At 38.5% G+C, this 22,258-nt stretch carries 13 protein-coding genes and 2 pseudogenes; 12 read left to right on the top strand and 3 right to left on the bottom strand.

The window, feature by feature from the left end; genetic code table 11:
- Positions 1-56 precede the first annotated feature (56 nt).
- The 8 genes from ACLBWE_RS15175 to ACLBWE_RS15140 all read left to right on the top strand — a co-directional run bounded on the left by ACLBWE_RS15175 (position 57) and on the right by ACLBWE_RS15140 (position 10,201).
- On the top strand, positions 57-1,355 hold the full coding sequence (locus ACLBWE_RS15175; protein ID WP_017388091.1) for an ABC1 kinase family protein: 1,299 nt from the start codon (positions 57-59) through the stop codon (positions 1,353-1,355).
- A 15-nt stretch (positions 1,356-1,370) separates the two neighbouring features.
- A complete protein-coding gene (gene folB / locus ACLBWE_RS15170; protein WP_427959129.1) occupies positions 1,371-1,751 on the top strand; it encodes a dihydroneopterin aldolase in 381 nt (126 codons plus the stop codon).
- Entirely contained in the window at positions 1,708-2,145 is a 438-nt protein-coding gene (locus ACLBWE_RS15165) for a 2-amino-4-hydroxy-6-hydroxymethyldihydropteridine diphosphokinase (RefSeq protein WP_427959126.1), read from the top strand. Before folB ends, ACLBWE_RS15165 begins: the two co-directional genes overlap by 44 nt.
- 258 nt (positions 2,146-2,403) lie before the next feature.
- The gene (gene kdpA, locus ACLBWE_RS15160; RefSeq protein WP_447603832.1) at positions 2,404-4,113 is read left to right on the top strand and encodes a potassium-transporting ATPase subunit KdpA; all 1,710 of its coding nucleotides are present in this window, start codon (positions 2,404-2,406) and stop codon (positions 4,111-4,113) included.
- 8 nt (positions 4,114-4,121) lie between these two features.
- Entirely contained in the window at positions 4,122-6,161 is a 2,040-nt protein-coding gene (kdpB, locus tag ACLBWE_RS15155; protein ID WP_447603830.1) for a potassium-transporting ATPase subunit KdpB, read from the top strand.
- Between the two features lie 13 nt (positions 6,162-6,174).
- Positions 6,175-6,780 carry a potassium-transporting ATPase subunit KdpC gene (gene kdpC, locus ACLBWE_RS15150; protein ID WP_447603828.1) on the top strand — a complete coding sequence of 202 codons (606 nt, stop codon included), beginning with the start codon at positions 6,175-6,177 and terminating at the stop codon, positions 6,778-6,780.
- A 38-nt stretch (positions 6,781-6,818) separates the two neighbouring features.
- A complete protein-coding gene (locus tag ACLBWE_RS15145; protein WP_447603826.1) occupies positions 6,819-9,473 on the top strand; it encodes an ATP-binding protein in 2,655 nt (884 codons plus the stop codon).
- Between the two features lie 11 nt (positions 9,474-9,484).
- Positions 9,485-10,201 (top strand): response regulator, encoded by a 717-nt coding sequence (locus ACLBWE_RS15140; protein ID WP_080027390.1) that lies wholly within the window; start codon positions 9,485-9,487, stop codon positions 10,199-10,201.
- Positions 10,202-10,289: 88 nt separating this feature from the next.
- Here ACLBWE_RS15140 and ACLBWE_RS15135 read toward each other — a convergent pair whose 3' ends face one another.
- Positions 10,290-11,714: a glutamine synthetase family protein gene (locus tag ACLBWE_RS15135; protein WP_447603824.1), complete on the bottom strand. Its 1,425-nt coding sequence runs from the start codon at positions 11,712-11,714 to the stop codon at positions 10,290-10,292.
- Positions 11,715-12,119: 405 nt separating this feature from the next.
- Here ACLBWE_RS15135 and ACLBWE_RS15130 point away from each other — a divergent pair, with 405 nt between their 5' ends.
- On the top strand, positions 12,120-12,668 hold the full coding sequence (locus tag ACLBWE_RS15130) for a DUF2799 domain-containing protein (protein WP_045430571.1): 549 nt from the start codon (positions 12,120-12,122) through the stop codon (positions 12,666-12,668).
- A 44-nt stretch (positions 12,669-12,712) separates the two neighbouring features.
- On the opposite strand, the gene coq7 is transcribed toward ACLBWE_RS15130, so the two are convergent.
- Both coq7 and ACLBWE_RS15120 read right to left on the bottom strand, forming a co-directional pair.
- The gene (gene coq7, locus ACLBWE_RS15125) at positions 12,713-13,348 is read right to left on the bottom strand and encodes a 2-polyprenyl-3-methyl-6-methoxy-1,4-benzoquinone monooxygenase (RefSeq protein ID WP_004643288.1); all 636 of its coding nucleotides are present in this window, start codon (positions 13,346-13,348) and stop codon (positions 12,713-12,715) included.
- Positions 13,349-13,351: 3 nt separating this feature from the next.
- Positions 13,352-14,674 (bottom strand): MFS transporter, encoded by a 1,323-nt coding sequence (locus ACLBWE_RS15120; RefSeq protein WP_348948035.1) that lies wholly within the window; start codon positions 14,672-14,674, stop codon positions 13,352-13,354.
- A gap of 167 nt (positions 14,675-14,841) precedes the next feature.
- Between ACLBWE_RS15120 and ACLBWE_RS15115 the strand changes: the two are divergent.
- The 3 genes and pseudogenes from ACLBWE_RS15115 to ACLBWE_RS15105 form a co-directional block, all read left to right on the top strand.
- Positions 14,842-16,423, top strand: a pseudogene (locus tag ACLBWE_RS15115) (POTRA domain-containing protein); the annotation flags it as partial.
- 89 nt (positions 16,424-16,512) lie between these two features.
- Positions 16,513-17,574 (top strand): annotated as a pseudogene (locus ACLBWE_RS15110) (autotransporter assembly complex protein TamA); the annotation flags it as partial.
- A 26-nt stretch (positions 17,575-17,600) separates the two neighbouring features.
- Positions 17,601-22,106 (top strand): translocation/assembly module TamB domain-containing protein, encoded by a 4,506-nt coding sequence (locus ACLBWE_RS15105; RefSeq protein ID WP_447603821.1) that lies wholly within the window; start codon positions 17,601-17,603, stop codon positions 22,104-22,106.
- Positions 22,107-22,258: the final 152 nt, after the last annotated feature.

Here is a 22,258-nt window from a genome sequence, read left to right as displayed (position 1 = left end):
AGTAAATGAAATAAAATTTGCTACACTCAACCTGAATGATTTGGTTTTGAAGAAATATGAAAAAAAATATTTTGTTTGATGGGCTACGTTCTGTCGCCCGTATTGGTGAAACAGCAGTGGTTGCCGCCAAAGCTGGGATTAAATACGCAACTGAAAAACCAAGTAATGCCAAACTCATGCGGGAAACCTTTGAATCTCTTGGCTCGACTTACATCAAACTTGGTCAGTTTATTGCGAGTACTCCATCGCTTTTCCCTCGTGAATATGTAGAAGAATTTCAAGGTTGTTTAGACCAGACACCAACACTGCCATTTAGTTATATTCAAGGTGTACTTGACTCTGAGTTTGAAGGGCGCGATTTAAGTCAGATTTTTAGCTATATTGATGAAAAACCATTAGCTTCTGCTTCAATTGCTCAGGTTCATGCAGCTAAATTGACCACAGGCGAAGATGTCGTTATTAAAGTACAAAAGCCTGGTGTAGAAACCATTTTATATACTGACTTAAGTGTGGTGCATTGGGCTGCCAAATTGCTTGAGCGTGCAGTACCTAAAATCAAATTCGCTGCTCTTTCTGAAATTGTCGATGAAATCAAAAGTCGTATGGTGCGTGAAGTTGATTTTATTGAAGAAGCACAAAATCTAGATGACTTTATTGAATATTTGAATGTTTCTCAGAACCACGCTGCGACTGCACCTAAGGTTTATCATCAATTTTCTACACGCCGTGTTTTAACCATGCAACGTCTATATGGTGTGTCTTTGACAGATTTTAGTGTGGTGAAACAATACGCCAAAGATCCATCACAAGTGCTGATTACTGCAATGAATACATGGTTCGGCAGTTTGATGTTGTGTAAGAGTTTCCATGCAGACTTACATGCTGGAAATCTAATGCTGCTCGAAGATGGCCGAATTGGTTTTATTGATTTTGGTATTGTGGGGCAGTTAAAGCCAGAAGTCTGGACAGCGTGTATGGCCTTTATGGATGCATTGCAAAAAACTGATTATAAAGCGATGGCCGAAAACATGCTGAAAATGGGCATGACGCATAACAAAGTTGATGTGGATGTATTGGCACAAGATTTGGAGCGCTTATTTAATGGTGTATTAATGGCAGATCCACAGCAAATTCTGTCTACCAATCCTGCCGATTTAAACGACATTATGATGGATATGGTGGGTGTTGGTGAGCGCCACGGTATTAAATTCCCTCGAGATTTTGCTTTATTATTTAAGCAAATGCTTTATTTCGATCGTTTTATGCGCGTACTCGCACCATATACCGATATTTATGCAGACCAACGTTTGAAAATGGTTCAAAATATGGAACCTGCTTCGTTGTTAAAGCACTAAGGTCAGTTTAAATTTATGGATGCCATTATTATTGAAGGCTTGAAAGTTGAAACGGTCATTGGCTGTTTCAACTGGGAAAGACAAATCATTCAACCTTTAATGTTGGATTTAACCATCCATAATGATTTGAGCCGAGCTGCACAGTCTGACAAACTTGAAGATACACTCAATTATGCACAGATTTGTGAGTTATCGGCTCAAACTATTCAAAAAGCCAAGCCCGAATTAATCGAACATGCAGCACATCTCGTTTTGGAATGTTTGTTCGAAACTTTCCCAACGATTGAAAAAATTACCATTACCATCCGTAAGCCCGCCATCATTGCAGAAGCTAATGCTGTAGGAATTCGTCTTGAACGCACCAGAAACAATTTTTGCGCTCGCTCTAGCGAGTAATTTAGACGCAGAACAACACTTTACTTTTGCTTATACGCAATTGGCAACATTGGGGAAAGTGCAGTTTTCATCGGTTTATCAAATTCCATGCCGAGATGGCATTGGAGATGATTACTGGAACTCAGCATGTCTATTAAAAAGCTCTTTAAATCCTTCACAAATAGAAGCTTTCTTAAAAAAACTTGAATCAGACACAGGGCGTGTCCGTCCATCGCATCATATTTCTTTAGATGTAGATTTGATTGCATGGGGAACTGATCTCGACCATATGCAATTTAATTCTAAAAAATTACCTTTGGCGTTAGACGTAAAAATTCCTTTATATGAATTATGGAATTGTGAAACCCTACAGTTTGAAGCAGTACTTTATCCGGTAGTCAATTTTAAACTTTAACGTCTTTTACTCTATATTTTACGCAAATTTTACGCGGGCTTTGAGTTCCTCAATAGAGAATTTACGAGCATTTTACCGATACTGAAATTCACTAAATTAGTGTTATTTCAGGACAATAAAGATGCTTATAAATTCTCAAATGCGCATCTTGCATCAGTCTGGCATTGTCTTATGCGGACTTAAAAAAAATGATATTTCTTTATTTCTCCTTATTTCCAGTTTGGCAAGTCAAGCCATGGGATTTAGAGGAGAATAGCCATGCTAGAACTTATACTTGTTTTATTTATTGCTATTTTTCTAGCATGGTGTCTCAGTAAATATTTATCCAAAGTGATGGCAAATCAGCCGATGGTTGGTGATGGATTATTTCGTTGGATTGAAAATCCTGTTTACCGCTTGTTAGGTGTATCTCCACAACAACAAATGAACTGGAAACAATATTCTCTAGCATTTGTTGTTAGCTGTATTTTTCTTGCGGTGGCTATTCTTGCTATTTTTATGACGCAAGCATGGCTACCATTAAATCCTAACCATGCACCAAATATGAGTTGGGATTTAGCGCTACACACAGTTATTTCATTTTTAACAAACACCAACCAACAGCATTATTCTGGTCAGGCTCAGTTATCTTATTTGTCGCAAATGACAGGTATTGTGGGCCTGCAAGTCATTACTCCAATGATGGGGCTGGCTTTGGTTGTCGCAACTTTAAGAGCGTTCTTTTATCAGCGTCCAAGCCATATCGCAGCTGACGTTGCCGAGCAACCAGATCAAATTTTAATTGGTAACTATTGGGCAGATGTAATTCGTCCTACAGTACGCTTTTTGCTTCCACTCTGTTTTGTCTGGTCATTATTGCTCAATAGCCAAGGTGTACCAGCGACTTTCCAAGGCGGGCCAGAAGTACAACTTATTGATAAAGCCAACACTGTAGAAACTCAAAAAATTCCTTTGGGACCAGTTGCACCGATGGTGGCTATTAAGCAATTGGGTAGTAACGGTGGTGGATGGTACGGTCCAAATAGTTCTGTGCCTTTAGAAAATCCAACACCACTGTCTAATTTATTAGAAATGATTGCGATTTTACTCATTCCAATCACAGTAATTTTTATGGTTGGGCATTTTACTCAGCGTAAAAAGTTTGCTTACTTTGTGTTTGGTAGCATGCTTTTTATGTCGATTATTTCAGGTGCAGCAGCCATCTGGTCTGAAAGTATGTCATCTACAGCATCTCAACTCGCCGTAATGGAAGGTAAAGAGCAACGTTTTGGACCAGCAGCATCAGCGGTTTGGGCAGCTGTCACAACTCAAGTAAATAATGGTTCGGTCAATATGATGCATGACTCTTCTGCGCCGCTTACTGGTCTGGTCGAACTCATTAACATGTTGATTAATGCCATTTGGGGCGGCGTAGGCTGTGGTCTGCAACAGTTTATGATTTATCTATTACTTGCAGTATTTATTGCCGGTTTAATGACAGGTCGTACCCCTGAGTTGTTTGGACGCAAGATTGAAGCCGCAGAAATTAAGTTACTCGCGATTATTATCTTGATTCAACCTCTCGTTATTCTTGCCTTTACTGCATTAACCCTCAGCATTCCGGGTCTATCAGGCATCAGCAATTCAGGACCGCATGGTATTAGCCAAGTGTTCTATGAATATGTTTCTGCCTTTGCCAACAACGGTTCAGGTTTTGAAGGCCTTGGAGATAACACCGTATGGTGGAACGTCACTTGTAGTATCGCTCTTCTTTTAGGACGTTTCCCGACATTAATTTTACCATTAATGATTGCTACGCGATTAGCTGCAAAAAGGAAAGCACCTGAAACAGCAGGAAGCCTCCAAGTTGAAACTCCAACTTTTGCCTTAACGCTGATCACGATTGTGGTGTTGCTTACCTTATTACAATTTATGCCAGTTCTTGTCCTTGGGCCAATTGCCGATCAACTTTTGTTGGTTAAAGGCTAAGGAGGCGAGTGAAAATGAATACACAAACTCATGTAAATAGTCATAAAAAAACCATGACAGTACCAAATTTTGAAGTTTGGAAAAATGCATTCGTGAAATTGCTACCACAACATGCAATTAAAAATCCTGTGATGGCAATTGTATGGCTTGGCACAGTGGTTACTGCAATTAGTACCATTTTGGGTTACACCACACTGTTATTTGGTTTGGCAGTAACAGCTATCCTGTTCATTACCATTTTATTTGCCAACTATGCCGAAGCTGTTGCAGAGGCTAGAGGTCGTGGTCAGGCATCTTCATTGCGTGCAGCAAGAGAAAACTTAACTGCTCGAAAACTCAATTCTTTGACCGACCGTCAAGCGACTCAAGTTGCAGCAACTGAGCTTCACTTAAATGATTTTATTGAAGTTCATGCAGGTGAACTTGTTCCAGCCGATGGTGAAATTGTAGAAGGTTTTGCCACTATTAATGAATCGGCTGTTACAGGTGAGTCTGCGCCTGTGTTACGTGAAGCTGGAACTGACCGTTCAGGTGTTATTGGTGGGACTAAAGTACTTACAGATCGTATTGTCGTTCAGGTTACTGCTGAATCTGGCCAAAGTTTCTTGGACCGTATGATTGCTTTGGTTGAAGGTTCAAATCGTCAAAAAACACCGAATGAGATTGCACTTGGCTTTTTGTTAATGGTGATGACACTCACGTTTTTAATTGTCGTGATTAGCTTGCCGTTTATTGCCAATTATTTGCATGTTGAACTTGATCCAGTCGTGCTTGTGGCGCTATTGGTCTGCCTAATTCCAACAACTATTGGGGGCTTATTACCTGCGATTGGTATTGCGGGGATGAACCGTGCACTCAAAGCCAATGTTTTGGCGAAATCAGGTAAAGCGGTAGAAGTTGCGGGTGACATTGATGTGCTTTTACTCGATAAAACAGGAACCATTACTTATGGTGACCGTCAAGCGACTTCTTTTTATCCTTTAACTTCGGTAACCGAGTCTGAGTTGAGAGCTGCTGCTTGGGTAAGTTCACTTGCTGACCCAACACCAGAAGGGAAGTCGATTGTTAAGTTAGCAAAAGAGCAAGGTTTAAAACAGCAAGAACCTGAGCAAGCCGAATTTATCTCTTTTAGTGCTTCGACTCGAATTTCTGGTGTGAATTTACCGAGTGGTGACCAAATTCGTAAAGGTGCTTTAGATGCGATTTTGAAGTTTGTAGATGAAGATTATTCTCAAGATTTAGAGTTAAAAGCACGTGTTGAACAAGTCGCTAAAAAAGGTGCAACACCATTGGTTGTAGCAAATCAACATCATGTATTGGGCGTGATTGAACTCTCAGATGTGATTAAACACGGCATTAAAGAACGTTTTGCTCGTTTAAGAGAAATGGGTATCAAAACCGTAATGGTGACGGGTGATAACCCGTTAACTGCTGCTGCGATTGCTGCTGAAGCTGGTGTAGATGACTATATTGCCGAAGCAAAACCTGAAGACAAACTGGCTTGTATTCGCACTGAACAACAGCAAGGTCGTTTAGTTGCGATGGTCGGTGATGGAACCAACGATGCACCTGCATTAGCTCAGGCAGATATTGGCTTAGCCATGAATTCTGGTACGCAAGCTGCGAAAGAAGCAGGCAATATGGTCGACTTAGACTCAGACCCGACCAAACTGCTGGCTGTGGTTGAAATTGGTAAACAGCAGTTGATTACTCGTGGTGCTTTAACAACGTTTTCGTTAGCAAATGATGTGTCGAAATACTTTGCAATTTTGCCTGCATTATTCGCCGCAGCGATTCCACAAATGCAGGTTTTAAATGTGATGCATCTGGCGAGTCCAAGTAGTGCGATTTTATCGGCATTAATCTTTAACGCGATTATTATTCCGCTATTAATTCCCATTGCTCTTCGAGGTGTGAAATTTAAACCTTCAACTGCAACTCAATTATTACGTCGAAATATGTTGATTTATGGTGTGGGTGGTGTGGTCCTACCATTTATTGCCATTAAAGCGATCGATGTGGTGATTGTTCAATTATTTGGTTTGTAATCTGGAGTTTGAAATGAAAACTTATGTACAAAATTCAGAAGCAAATTTGGGTCAGACCTTAAGAGCATCGTTAGGATTATTAATTTTTACTCTAGTAGGGTGCGGTGCTGTTTACAGTGCTATCGCTACTGGCGCTGGGCAGGTTTTATTCAATAATCAGGCCAATGGTAGTTTGGTCGAAATAGATCACAAAGTTGTTGGGTCAACTTTAGTGGCTCAGCCATTTGTCGGGAATGAATATTTTCATCCACGCCCTTCGGCAGCAAATTATGATCCCATGGCAATGGCGGGTACAAACTTGGCTCGTACTAATCCTGAGTTACAAAAGCAAATCGATGCTCAGGTACTCGCAGTGAAAAAACAAGATCATACAGGCAATACATCTATTCCAAGTGATTTGGTGACTAAATCTGGCAGTGGTATCGATCCACATATCAGTCCCGAAGCCGCTCAGTTACAGGTGGCTCGAGTGGCTCAAGCACGCCATTTAGATCTTAAAGTTGTAGAAGAGCTATTGCAAAAGCATATTGAACCGATGCAGTTTGGTGTATTGGGGCAAGCTCGTGTTAATGTATTAGAGCTCAATATCGCTTTAGATCAATTACAATCTACACATTAACTTAAAAATAAAGTTGTTAGTTTACCGGATGATATCAAGTGCAAAGCAATCGCGAAAATCAGGCTGAGGCCTTATTAAATCATGTCAACAGATATCAAGCCGGTCGACTAACAGTCTTTCTCGGTGCAGCGCCTGGTGTCGGAAAAACCTATGCCATGCTCGCTCGTGCCAAAGAGTTGTTTCAACAAGGTACAGATGTTGTTGTTGGCATTGTTGAAACCCATGGGAGAACAGAAACTCAAAAAATTTTGGAAGGTTTGCCTCAAATTGCTAGAAAGGAAATGCAATATCAGGGACACACTTTAGAAGAAATGGACTTGGATGCTATTTTACTTAGGCATCCGGAAATTGTTTTAGTTGATGAGTTGGCTCATCGAAATATACCAAATAGTCGTCATGAGCGGCGTTGGCAAGATGTCAATGAATTGCTAGATGCAGGTATTGACGTATTCACCACCATGAATATTCAGCATTTAGAAAGCCTAAATGATGTGGTGTACCAGATTACTGGCATTAGGGTAAGTGAAACTGTACCAGATAGAGTGTTTGATCGTATTCGAGACATTCGTTTAATTGATTTGCCAGTCAGTGAACTCATTGAAAGACTCCATCAAGGAAAAGTCTATGTACCCGATCAAGCGAATCTGGCATTACAAGGCTTTTTTAGTGTTTCGAACTTAACTGCACTGCGTGAATTGGCAATGCAATGCGTTGCGGAACATGTCGATTCAGATTTAAAAGAGAGTTATGCCTCTAAAGGTTTGAAATCTATATCGTTGCAAAACGAATTAATGATTGCGATAGATGGGCAAGGTTCTTCTGAATATTTAGTACGGGCAGGTTGTCGTTTAGCAGAACGTTATGGGGCTACGTGGACTGTAGTAAACGTTGCTAAAAGCTTGGACTTTGGGCAGAGTTCAGGAAATTCATATAAAAAAGAATATATTGAGATTGATCGTGCATTTGAACTTGCTCGGCAACTTGGTGGTCGAACAGAAGTAATATATGGCCATCAGGTTGCATCTGTTTTAATGGATACTGCTGTGGATAGGGGAATCTCAAATCTGGTCATTGGCAAAAGTATTTCGCCGTGGTGGTTAAAGTTATTTAAGAAAAATTTAGCTCAACAATTATTGAACCAAGAAAACTCAATTGCTTTAACCATTTTGCATCCAGAACAGGGCACCAAAAAGACAACTCAGCTTGAAAAGCCATCATTTTTATCACTCAAAGAAAGTATTTTTGTTTTAGCGGTTACATGTGCCAGTATTTTTATAGCGCACTTTGCTGAAGTTTTATTAGGGATTGAAGACTTTTCTGTCATTTTCATTATTTCAGTTTTAATTGTCGCCACTAAAACCAGAATGCTCGCTGCGGTAGTGGCAGCTCTTATTTGTTTCTTGGCTTATAATTTTTTCTTTATTGCACCGCGTTTTACTTTTCAGATTTCAGCACATCAAGGTGTGGTTACCGTTGTTGCTTTTTTTGCAGCAGCTTTAATCGCTGGGCGCTTGGCTTCTCAATTACGTCAGCAGGTTTTGTCTTTAAAAGCTGCGAATGCCTACACTACGGTGATGCAAGATTTGGCGCGCAAACTTTCTCGTGCAGTGAACCTTGAAGAAGTCATGCAAACAGGACGTATGACCTTAGAAACACAACTTCAAACTAAAGTATGGATTTCTATTCAAGATAGAGTGATTTCATCTGACATAGAGCTAAACGACAAAGAAAAAGTGGCAGCAGATTGGTGTTTGAAACATCAACAACCATGTGGGCGTTTTACAGATACGCTTAGTCAGTCAAACTGGTGGTTTTTACCTCTTTTAGAACAAAAAAATAGCCTAGGTATTGTGGGAATTTACTTTAAAGATGAAGTTGTTTCTTTAAATTTTGAGCAAAAAAAACTGACTGAAAGTGTAATTGAATATATTGCGCAGGCAGCACTCCGGACCCAACTGGTGAATGAGCTTGAACAAGCAAAAGTAACGAGTGAAACAGAGCGATTACGTTCTGCTTTATTATCTTCAGTATCGCATGATTTACGCTCACCACTTGCTTCTATTATTGGAGCTGCTGATACGCTTGCTCATTTTAAAGCAGATATGTCAGAGCAAGATCAGCAAGATTTACTCGAAACCATTCATTTAGAGGGTGAGCGCTTAGATCGTTATATTCAAAATTTGCTTGATATGACACGTTTGGGGCATGAAGGCTTATCTTTAAAAAGAGACTGGATTGGTGTAGATGAATTAATTGGTTCGGCAACCCGCCGTTTGAAGCGTTATAAACCAGATACTCAAGTGTTGGTCGAATTACCTGAACAAACCATTAGTTTATATGTTCATCCAGCACTGGTAGAGCAAGCTATTTTTAATGTTTTAGAAAATGCTGCAAACTTTTCACCTCCAGATGAACCAGTCATGATTCGGGCTTCTCTTTTGTTTGAAGATGAAGTGAAGATAGAAATTGAAGATAGAGGAGCGGGGATTCCTGAAGATGAAAGAAACCGTATTTTCGATATGTTTTATACTATGGAACGTGGAGACCGCGGAAAATTCGGTACAGGTTTAGGACTGACAATTGTGAAAGCGATTATTGGTGCTCATATGGGTACAATAGAAGCATTTTCAGGTCGCCAAAATAAAGGTACTTTAATTCAAATCAAACTACCCATTCATCCAGTAAAAGAATAAGTTGTAAAGTCATGATAAGTTCAGAAACATCACCTGTAGAAACACGTATTGTGATTATTGATGATGAGCCTCAAATTCGTAAATTTTTAGACATTGCTTTAAGAACACAAAAATACAAAACCACGCTCTGTGAGACTGGTTACAAAGGTTTGGAGGCTTTGGCTACACAAGGTGCTGATTTAGTTATTTTAGATTTGGGTTTGCCAGATTTAGACGGTAAAGAAGTGCTTCAAGAGTTACGTAGTTGGTCGAATGTTCCTGTGATTGTTTTATCTGTACGTGCAGATGAATATGAAAAAGTTGCCTTGCTAGATGCGGGTGCAAATGATTACATGACCAAGCCTTTTAGTGTACAAGAGTTATTAGCGCGCATACGAGTCATTTTAAGAAACCAACCCATTCAGCAAGAAGCTCATGTTTATGATGATGGCTACCTTAAAGTAGATGTTATGCAACGTTTAGTGTGGATCGAGCAACAGCCAATTACTTTAACTCGAAAAGAGTTTCAACTGTTGACGCTGTTAATGCGCTATCAAGGGCAGCTTTTAACACAACCTCAACTGTTAAAAGAACTATGGGGACCAACCCATCAGGAAGATACTCATTATTTACGTATTTTAGTGGGCAAGTTGCGCGGTAAACTTGGGGATAATGCAATTCAGCCACGCTATATTGCAACTGAACCCGGTGTTGGATTACGTTTTTTAGCTAAACAGAAAAATCATTAATTACATATAAAAAAACCTTAGGGAATTTCTCCCTAAGGGTTCGCTAAATACAGTGTTTCTTTATTTTTATGTCATAGTATTTTTTTATTTATATATCCCAATGTTGTTCTGCTTCAGTCATTTGACTGTAAATATTTTGATATTCAGCCTGTTTAACTGTGTACCAATGCTCTACAAAGTCTGCCCCTAAATATCCTTTTAAAATAAGACTCCCTTTAAATATTTTTAATGCTTCTGGCTGATTGTTGGCTAATAGAATGTGCTCATCAGGAAATTTTAAAAGATGTGCAGGTTTTGGTAGCGGTAATTTATGAGATAAGCCGTAAGACACACCGGCTAAAATCGTAGCTGTAACCAAATAGGGGTTACAGTCGGCTCCAGCAACACGATATTCTAAGCGTTGATTTTTTAAATCTGAACATGGGATTCGAATTGCGACATTACGATTATTGGTACCCCAATTTGCTTCTAATGGTACATGGTGCCCAATTTTAAAGCGTCTATAAGAATTAATATTGGGCGCTAAAATAGCCATAGATGCAGGCATTAATTCAATTAGGCCACTAATCGCGCTGAGTAATTTGGCCGAAGGTTCATCTTTTTCTACTTCTGAACTAAATACATTTTCATGGTACTGATTGAGCAAGCTCATATGAAAATGCATGCCACTACCAGCCTTTGCCAAGTTGGGCTTTGCCATGAAACAGGCAGTTAAGTCATGCTTTCTTGCGACTTGTTTTACAATTCTTTTTAAAGCATTAATTTGATCGCATAGCTTTAAAATATCATGAGTGTGTTGAAGGTTTAGTTCGTATTGTCCAGGTGATGACTCTGCAACAATAGCGGTAATTTCAATAGATTGTAGTAGGGCGGCTTTTTCAACTTCTTCTAAGACTTGTTGATAGTTATTTGGTGCATCTATGTCAAAACATTGGTTTTCCAAACATGTTTCAGTTTGATGGTTGGGTGAGAAAAGATAAAACTCCAGTTCAGCAGCCATAACAGGAAAATAATTGTTAGCGTGTAACTGATTTAATAATTTTTTTAATATATTGCGTGGTTCATATCGACAATCTGAGCCATCTTCTTCTTGCATTGTGAGGAAAAGTTGAGCATTCAATTCAGGGGATAAGGCACTTGGTTGCAAGCTGCCTAAAATGGGCAGGCAAAGTCTGTCTGGTTCACCAATATATTTTCCTAGGCCTGTCTCTTCAATAACTTTTCCATCAAGACTCATTGCATAAACAGAAAGTGGAAAATAACATCCGTTGCAGAGATTTCTCAAACTTTTAACATCAATTCGTTTGCCACGAATATGTCCGTTTAAATCATGTAGGCAAATATCAATATGTTGAGTATGAGGATATGAGTTTAAATATTCATCGACTTCTTTCAAAAATAAATCGGGTTGGAAAGTACCGGCTTGTGTCGGTGGAGTAAAATCGTCTGATATTTTAAAAGCCTTAAGGTGAGAGCCTTGTAAGTTTAAGTTTGGATAAATATGCGTACTCATTATAAAAACCTTGGTGGTTATTTAGCTAAAATCCTACCGCAAGCTGTGAGGTTAATAGCATAAAAAAAGAGTAAAATGATTAAAGAATGATTTTTAGAATATTTAGATTTTTTGTATGAATAATCAATTGTTTGAGTCTGATTTTTATAATTAAAAATTTAAGTAAAATTAGCGTATAAGGGTAGTCTAAGAGTTAGCAAATTTCTTAGAATTCTATTTTTAGATTAAATAATGTTAGGAATTATGACCTTTCAATTTGGTGAGATGGTCAAACTGATTTAAACTTAAAGACTTATCCAGTGAGTCACTTATTTTTGAAGTCTTGAATAGAGCAAGACCTTTTAAGGTATCTACTGGAATTTTATTTTTGCGTTTTTTTACATTTATTTTTTGAGTTCTCTTAATATGAAAAATATCGGTTTAGCCATTCTAGCCATCAGCCTTTCAGGTTGTGCTGCAATGAGCGTAGAAGAATGTAAGACTGCGAATTGGTCATTAGTGGGTGAGAAAGATGGTTCAAAAGGTTCGTCGCCACGTTTAGATCAATATTACAAAGCATGTGGAAAAGCCAATATTGTTCCAGATCAAAAGTCATATGAACGTGGGTATAAAGAAGGTCTAGGATATTATTGCCAGCCAACAAATATTTTTTATAGCGCTTTAGAGGGTAGTGGCAATATCAATGTGTGCCCAGTTGAGCAGCGTAATCGTTTAAGACCTTATTATCAGGCAGCTTCCGATTACTACAATGCAAAAAATGAATATGACCGTTATGACGAAAAGTTTAAACAATATTCTGATAATGCTTACAATGAAAAGTTGAAGCCAGAAGAGCGTGAACGTTATCGTAAGCTTTTAAAAGAATTACAAATTGATCGTGACCGTATTAATCGAAACTATTGGAATTCAATTCGGGATATCGAACGTTTCAAATATGATCATGGCTTAAAATAATATTTAAAAAGGATTGATCTCAATCAGATCAATCCTTTGTTTTTTTAAAGATAATAACTGGTTTTTGTCATTAACTTTGAAATAGCAGTCATGGTGATTTTTACTGCATATGGTAATTCAACACCACCTGCTTCAAGTGCAGTATGACGGTGATGCAATTCATCTTCATTCATTTGCTCTAAAATTTTACGAGAGCGATCATCTTGAGCTGGTAGCTGTTTTAAATGATCTTGTAAATGAAGACTGACTTGGCGTTCGGTTTCAGCCACAAAACCTAAGCTATATTTGTCACCCGCAATACCCGCAAGCGCACCCATGCCATATGAAAGCCCATACCATATTGGGTTTAATAAACTGGTATGACTATTTAACTCTTTTAAGCGAACTTCACACCAAGCTAAATGATCTTGTTCTTCAATTGCTGCTTGTTGCATTTCTTTGCGTACATTTGGTAATTTTGCAGTTAATGCTTGTCCATGATAAAGGGCTTGTGCGCAAACTTCACCACTATGGTTAACACGCATTAAGCCTGCGACATGGCGAGCATCTTCTACACCTAGTTTTGCTTCAACTGTTTCAGCTGGATTTTGGCGCTGTGCTGCTGTTGCACCCGGAACAAGACTACGTAATGCTTGATCAAAAGAGTTAATGAGCTGATCAATTCCAGTATAGTGGCGCATAAATTAGTCCTCCAAAGAAAGATGTGCTGTGGCAAGCATTGGTTTTAGTCGTGCTAGAAGCCAAATACTAAAGATTGCACTAAGTACAGCTGTAATAATAAAAAGTATTTTAATATCAATTTTTAAAACACTTAAGATTAAGATTGAAAAAATTGCAGAAGAAACCATAAAAACGGCATTTAAAATGTTATTAGCCGCAACAACACGGGCACGATGTGAGCGCGGAGAATAAGCCTGCATCATGGCATAAAGGGGAACAATATAAAAACCGCCACTAATCCCCAGTAAAGTCACTGCTAACATTACATGATAGTAAACCCAGCCTTGAGTAAATATATCTTTTAAAGTGAGTAATGCACCAGTTCTTTCGGGTACAAAAGCTAAACTGGCAGCAAGGTAGAGCGCAAAAACAGTAAGGCCAATAGCACCAATCGGCACCATTTTAATATTAATTTCTGAACCACCAATTTTACGGCATAGAAGTGACCCAACACCAATACCGACTGAAAAGAAAGTAAGCAAAAGGCTGACGACATTTTCTGAAGCATGGAGATTTTGCTGGGTGAGCTGTGGAATTTGAGTTAAATAAGTGGCTCCATAGAACCAGTACCATGAGTTACCTAACAAAATAGTGAACACTAAAGGTAAGCTTTTGGCATATTTAATGGTTTGAAAGCTTGTACGAATGAAATTCCAGTCAATCTTTAAATCGGGAGCAGCAACTTTTTGAGGTAAAATGAACCGACTACATAAATAGCCAATGCAAGCAATAATCACAACAGTAAGACTAATCCACAATAAGTTCCCATGTGATGATGCAATTACAGCACCACCTAAAATCATCCCAAATAAAATTGCCATTGAAGTGCCCGATTGAAACAGAGCATTACCAGACATTAACTCTTGTGGTTTTAAAATTTCAGGCAAAATTGCGTACTTGATTGGGCCAAAGAATGTTGAATGTGTACCCATTAAGAATAAAGCAAGAAGAAGCAACCATAAGTGCCCCAATAAAAAACCAGCAGAACCAATGAGCATAATAATAATTTCTAAAATTTTTATGCCACGGACGAGTTGTGAACGCTCATATTTATCTGCAATTTGTCCAGCAGTGGCCGAAAAAAAGAAATAGGGCAAAATAAACAAGAGAGCCGCTAAGTTATTAAGGGTACTTACTGGGGCAGATTGTTGCTGAATCAAACCATAGGTAATCACTAATAATAAAGCTTGCTTAAAAACGTTATCATTTAATGCGCCAAAAAACTGGGTAAAAAACATCGGTACGAACCGACGTGATGTCATCAGGTGCTCATCTTGTTTCATCATGTGCAAACTTCATTGTGTTTTATAAAAAAATGTGACCGATTGTTAATTTGCATCGAAAACCATGTATGATATTTTTTAACGCTTGATTAAATGAAAAATCAATGGTTTTGAGTGAGTTTTACACTCACCTTGGTGCGTTTTATTAAAAAATAAGTCTAGAGTTTTCTATGCCTTCTAAAATTAAGTTTAAACAGTCAACTCTCACCCATTCTATGCATTTAATTTTAAAAATGCAGGGGATTCCTAAACTTATTTGTAGCAGCTTGTTGTTAAGTGTTTGTGTAACGCCAAGTTTTGCTCAAACTTCTGTTGCAGCTAGTTCATCAACTGCAAGCCCAACTGTGTCTGATACTTCAGCAGAACAATTAGCGTCAGTGGATCAGCAAAATACTGCTCCAATTACAGATATTGCTACACTTGTGACTCAAGCTCAGCAACAACAAGATAGCTTGGCTATATTGCAACAACAAGAACAATTTCCAAATCAAATTAACGAATTTAAGCCAATTACACTGGATAATCTCGAAGATTTACCAGATATGCCTGTTGACCAAAACATGGCAAATGAAATTTATAGGGTAGCGGAAGAGGCTAAAAATGAAGCGCAGAGTTTTCAAAATGGGACTCAGAAGCTACCTGAAGTAACGGTAAGTGATGCAACGCAGTCTGAAGTACAGGAAATTAAACAAGCACCTGTAAATATTGACCAGCTTATGCAAGAGATTCAATCTGATAGCAAGATTGTAGTCGAAGCCAATGAAACAGGAAAAACCTTACCAGAGTTAACGCCAGAGACCGATGAACCACCTGAACAAGCTGGTTTCTTTAAGCGTATTTTAAATAAAGTGCGTCCGCCACGTGCAATTCCAATGGAACAAGTACCGCGTATTAGTGCAGAAGTAAGTGGTGCTTCAGATTTGCTGGCTAAAAACATTAAAGGTAAGTTATCGACATTTACTCAAGAGTCATTTGAAGATTTCAATGCTGCTTTACCTCAACTTAGAACATTAAGTAATCAAGCAGCACAGGCGGTTGGTTATTATAATGCTGAGTTCCGCTTTGAAAAATTAAGTTCGAGTCGGGTTCGTGTAAATGTTACACCTAATGAACCAGTACGAATTAATGAGCAAAATATTGAATTTACTGGTGCAGGTGAAAAGCAACCACAGTTTCAGGTTATTCGTTTAGTTCCTGATCAGGATGTAGGTGACATTTTTAACCATGGTTTATATGAAACCACTAAAAGTCGTATTGTTGATGCCGCATCTAATAATGGTTATTTTGATGCTTACTGGCGTTTGCATGATGTGAAGGTGAGTCAGCCAGAAAATAAAGCTGATATTAACTTACGCTATGAAACAGGTGAGCGTTACAAATTAGATAAGGTTGAGTTTCGTATGAGTGATCCATCGAAACCTTTGCCATTAAATTTGAATATTTTAGAAAGTATGGCGCCGTGGAAAGAGGGCGATGACTATGCATTTTGGCGGGTAAATACTTTAGCAAATAACCTAACCAACTCACGTTATTTTAATTACACTTTAGTTGACTCTGTTAAACCAGATCCAATTGAAAAACGACTTGAGCTACCACCAGATTTACAGGCTTTGGTCGATGAACAAAACATTGATGTTGATGAGTCTAACTTACTTTCACCTGAACAACGACAATTGGCTAAAGCACGTCAATTAGCCACGTCTAATAAAGAAGTTACACAAAATGTAGTCGATGAAAAACAGTTTGCCGGAACCCAAAGTAACCAAGAAGCTAAGGCTAAAACAGCCATGTTGCAAAGTGCGCCCGTTCAGCAGGATGAACAAGAAACTGAACAGGAACGCCTGCAAGCACAAGCACGTGAAACTAAAAGAATTCCAGTCATTGTGACTTTAAATGCAGATAAGCTAAATAGTTTAGAAACAGGTGTTGGTTACGGTACCGATACAGGTGCACGTTTACGTAGTCAGTATCGCCGTTCTATTGTCAATAAATATGGTCATTCTTTTGATGCCAACTTGGAAGTCTCACAAATTCGTCAATCTATTGATGGCCGATATAGTATTCCCTATAAACACCCATTAAATGATTACTTTAACATTGTGGGCGGATATGAGCGTGAAACACGTGATGATATTGGTCCAGATGTAAGTTTACTTACTGAATCCGCTGTTGTTGGTGGAGAGCGTATCATTAAACGTCCGTTAGGGAACTGGCAACATACTTTTGGTGTCCGCTATCGTTTAGACCGTTTAACCCAACAGGGTAATGTTGATATTTCTGAATTACCAGATGCTTTTAAAACTGCTGCATCAGAGCAAGAAGCATTATTATTTAGTTATGAAACTTCTAAAACTTCTAGTAATACACGTTTAAACCCAACTAAGGCTTTTAAACAAACCTATAAAGTAGAATTAGGTAGCGAGAGTTTACTGTCCGATGCCAATATGGCAATAGCAAGTGCGGGTTGGAGATTTATTTATTCTCTTGGCGAAAATGATGATCATCAATTCGTTGGAAGATCTGACCTTAGCTACATTTTTACCGATGATTTTGACAAAGTTCCATACAATCTTAGATTCTTTACTGGTGGTGACCAAACCATTCGTGGCTTTGACTATAAGAGTCTTTCCCCAGAAGTAGATGGATATAAAATTGGGGGACAAGCTTTGGCTGTTGGTTCTTTAGAATATAACTATCAGTTTAAGGACGGTTGGCGAGCCGCTGTTTTCTCTGACTTTGGTAATGCCTATGATAAAGACTTTAGTAATCCAGCAGCTTATAGCGTTGGGGTTGGAATTCGTTGGAAGTCTCCAATTGGGCCAATCCGTTTAGATGTCGCTTCGGGTATTTCAGATGAAAACCATCCGATTCGTTTACATTTCTTTATAGGCCCACAACTTTAAAAATAAAATTTTATTAGGTTTATTTTATGGCGGAAGTAGAACAGCAGCCCACTTCGGCACCTGACTCACCTAAGAAGCGACGCATTTTGCGTAGCTTCTTGCTGACGATATTGATCATATTTTTATTATTAGCGTCTTCGTTAGTGATCATGATGTCAACAGATCGCGGAAGTCGTTTTTTATTAGATCGGGTTTTAGACGCTCAGAAAATAATTAAATATGAATACGAAGGCGGGAACTTATTGCGCGGAATTATTCTTAAGAATGTTTTGGTGCAATTAAAGGACGTTGATGTTTCATTAGATAGAGCTGACGTAGGCTTAGGCTGGCGCTCTTTATTATTAGAAAAAGAAGTGCATTTGAGCCATGCGGATGTGCGTAACTTACGTATTATTAATAAAACTCCGCCTTCTGGTAAGGCGTTTGAATTTAAGCCTATTAAGTTGCCATTTGTTCTACGTGTTGATGAAGCCGATGTTGATCATTTAGAAATTAAACTAGCAACCTCAGATGTAAGTTTTCATGATGTTCATTTGCAAGATGCACTTTGGTCAGAGACAAAACTAGAATTTAAAAAATCCAGTATGGATATGGGATATCTCTCAGTTCACAACGCCACAGGAAAAATGGATTTCAGTGGTAAATATCCATTAGATGCAACAGCAGATTTAAGAATCCCATCTTTAAAAAGTTTAAATATTCAAGATATTAAAGTCGCAGCTCGCGGAAGTTTAGATACTTTAAAAGCTGGTGTTGCAACAACAACTCCCGATTTGTTAACAGGTTGGGTGGTATTGCATCCTGTTCGTGATGAAGTTCCAATGCAAGGCGAGTTATTACTTAAAAATTATCACTTACCTTTATTGGTTGAACAAAAATTATTTGCAAAAAATGGTGTGATCAAGTTTCAAGGTGATATTAAACAACTTAATTTGGCAGTTGATACAGATTTAAAGGGTGAGAATTTACCTGAAGGTCAATACAACGCTTTAATGAATACTGACTTGGTTCATCAACTTAATATTACCGATTTTAATGGCCAAGTCATGAAAGGTGCTGTTAACCTTAAAGGTTTGGTGAATTGGAAAGATCATGTTACTTGGGATATCAAAGGCCGTTTAGACCATATTAATCCTAAAGACAAAGCAATTCCTCAGGTTGTTCAAGACTTTTTACCGCCAAGTTTAGATGCTGCTGTTGCTTCAACTGGTTCTTTGGAAAAAGGGACTGAAGTATTTGCTAATGTTGATTTTGACCATTACGAGTCTTGGAAACTTAAGTTTAATCAGGCTCCAGAAAAAAATAATAAACCTCAACCGATGCTCATGAATGTAGCTTGGACGAAAATAGACCGTGCAATGCCTTATATTGGATGGTTAAGCAGTGACAGTGGTCAGGTTGATTTAACTTTACGTGATGGTCAGCAAGATATTAAAGTTGCTACAAAAGTATATCAGCATGAAAAAACTTTATTGCCAGCAGGACAATATCTAGCCAATCTTAATATTAAAGATAATGTTTTAAATGTTCCCAATTTTAGTTTTACTGCTGAAAAAGGTAGTTTAACTGGCCAGGCTAAAGTGTTGCTTCCTACCGAAAAACGTCAGTTGGTTTGGAACGCATTGTTAAATGCAAAAGATTTTAATCCACAAAGTATTCATGCAGCAGCACCTGTTAATCTTTTAAATGGTTCGATTAAAGCGAATGGTTTTGCTAAACCAAACCAGCAAATCATTCAATTTGAGAAAATTGATTTAACTGGTCGACTGGCTCAAGCAGGTCAAGAGACTGTAACTTTAGGCGGTAAAAGTACAGCAGCATTATTATTCAATGATGTGAAAGCTGGTGGTGGCTTTAAAGGTTTTGCAGTTAATTATGATGGATCTTTAAAAGCCTTAAAACAGGCAAATGGTTTATTGAAGTTTTCTATAGCCGGTACACCAGATTTTATTCGAATTAATCAGTTACAGCACGATGGCGTCGCTGGAAAAATCTATGCAACAGGTTCTGTAAATTTAAAAGATGGCATTGCATGGGATATTAATAGTTCATTGGTACGTTTTAAACCCCAATATTTTACCTCAGCGGTAAAAGGCGAAATTTCAGGGAATCTGAAAACCCAAGGGGTTTGGTCAGACCATTTGAAACGAATTAATATTCAGCAATTGAATCTTGCAGGCTTTATAAATAATAAACCTGTTCGAGGTAAGGGTAATTTATCTTTATTGATGGACTCTAATCAAAAGGGCTTTTTTCCTCAGCAGTTTGAAGCCAATAATTTATTTTTAGTGTATGGGCAGAATCAGCTACAAGCGACAGGTAATGCACAAAATCTAAAAATCAAGCTCAATGCACCTGCACTCTACGAGTTATATCCGGGGTTGCGTGGTCGAGCTTATGGTGATCTAAATGTACAATCGCAGCCACGTTTAAAAGCAACAGCAAATATCGCAGTAGATAACTTTGCATTTAATAATTTAGTAAGTGTGAAGAGGTTGAGTATTCAAGGGGAGCTTCCAACATCGGAAACAACACCGACTCAATTAACCGCAAAATTAGATAATTTGCGTAGTGGAAATAGACAAATTCAGTCTGCCGAATTGAATTTAACTGGAACAAGAAAAGCGCATCTATTGAAAGTACTCGGTAATAATAGTATTTCCAAATTCTACGTTCAGTTGGCAGGTGGCTTTAACCAAAATAATGATTGGTTAGGTCAAATTCAAAAAGGAAGTTTTGATTCAAGACGAATCCGTCTGGCACAAAATCAAAATGCTCCAGTGATTTTTTCTTCGGCACGGTCTGAGTTATATGTAGGTCAACACTGCTGGCAAAGTGCGAATAGCCAGCTCTGCTTTGACCAACCAGTACGGGTAAGTAAAGCACGCGGTAATATTTCGTTTGTAACTCAGAACATGGATTTAAGTGACTTCGCGGCATTTATGCCAGAAGGCTTAGCGATGACTGGACAATTAAATGGTTATGCCAAGGCAGCGTGGGTAAATGGAGGTAATCCAAAACTTGATGCACGTTTAATTACGCGCAAAGGTGAAATTGGTTTAGCTGCGGAAGATCCTCAAGACCCTGCAACCACTCTGGCTTATGATGAACTAAGTGTTATTGCAAAAAGTGTATCAGAAGGTCTATTGTTCCGTGTTGATGTTAAAACACCTGATATTGGTACAGGATATGCGAATGTTATTATCAATCCATTCCAGCCATCAATGCCAATGCATGGTGAGGTCGCTTTTAATGATGTTCAATTAAAAGTCTTGAAACCATTTATTCAAGATGTCCGCACACTAAGTGGAACTTTAGCCTTGGCTGGTAAAGTCAACGGTACATTAACTCAGCCACAGTTTACTGGTGAAATGCGTCTGAAAAATGGTGCAATCAGTATGATTTCGCTGCCAGTTAATTTAACTAATGTTCAGGTTTACTCATCAATTCGTCAGAACATGGCAACAATTGATGGCGCGTTTAACAGTGGTCAAGGTGTAGGGCTTTTAAAAGGTAGTTTTGAATGGAAAGATGCACCACGTCTTCAATTAAACCTCAAAGGTGATAATTTACTTGTACGTCAGGCGCCATTAATTACTGCAATTGCCAATCCAAACCTTACACTTGATATGTATCCTTTCGATAAGCGTTTAAGCTTAAAAGGGTCAGTAGATGTTCCTCGTGCGCGTATTTCAATGCCAGAAACAACAGCACCAGTCATTAATACTTCATCAGATGTCCGCATAGTTCGACAAGGCCAAGACCCGCTTGCAATTTTACGTGCTGCTAAACCTTGGGATATCCGAGCTGATATTACTGTTAATATTGGAAAGCAAGTAATATTCCAAGGCTTTAACAGTAATATTCCTTTAGTTGGTCGTTTAAATTTAAGTCAACGTGGCTACGAGACTGCAATGAGAGCTAACGGGGCAATTGGTGTCAGTCAAAAAGTGAAAATTGAAGCCTATGGACAAAGTCTAGATTTGAACCGAGCGATTGCACGTTTTAATGGTCCATTGGCAAACCCGACTTTAGATATTGATGCCAATAAAAATGTTCAGGGTAGTATGGTTGGAGTACGTGTTACAGGTACTGCGACATCGCCAAACATTCAAGTTTATAATGATGCAGGACTATCTGAGCAAGAAGCATTAAATGCGCTTGTTACAGGGCGTATTAATGAAGGTTCGAGTGGTTTAAGTAATGCAGAAGGCTTTAAATCTGATGTAAATAACACCATTGCTGCTGCGGGTATTAGTATGGGCTTGGGTGGAACACGTGCCTTAACTAACCAGATTGGACGTACTTTCGGTTTGAGTGGCTTAGCTTTAGATGCTCAAGGAACAGGTGATGATACTCAGGTGAGTTTAACTGGCTATATCACACCGGATCTGTTTATTCGTTATGGTGTCGGGGTGTTTACTCCAGTCAACAAGCTTACGTTGCGTTATCAAATGAACCGCCGTTTATACCTAGAAGCAAGTCAATCTTTAGAAAGAGCGATCGATTTATTCTACAACTGGCGTTTCTAGTAGATGGAAATTAAGCATTATAAAAGTACGTTAGTACTGTGAATGCCTTGATTGGTTTCAATCACTAATAAATAAATTAAAAGCTCACTTCAAGTGGGCTTTTAATTTAATAACACCTTCATAAGATTTAAAAAAGTTAAATATTTACTATA

The sequence above is a fragment of the Acinetobacter sp. M5A5_2a genome (assembly GCF_053345265.1).
The sequence above is the reverse complement of the archived record's forward strand: the minus strand, read 5'-3'. Positions and strand labels throughout refer to the sequence as shown.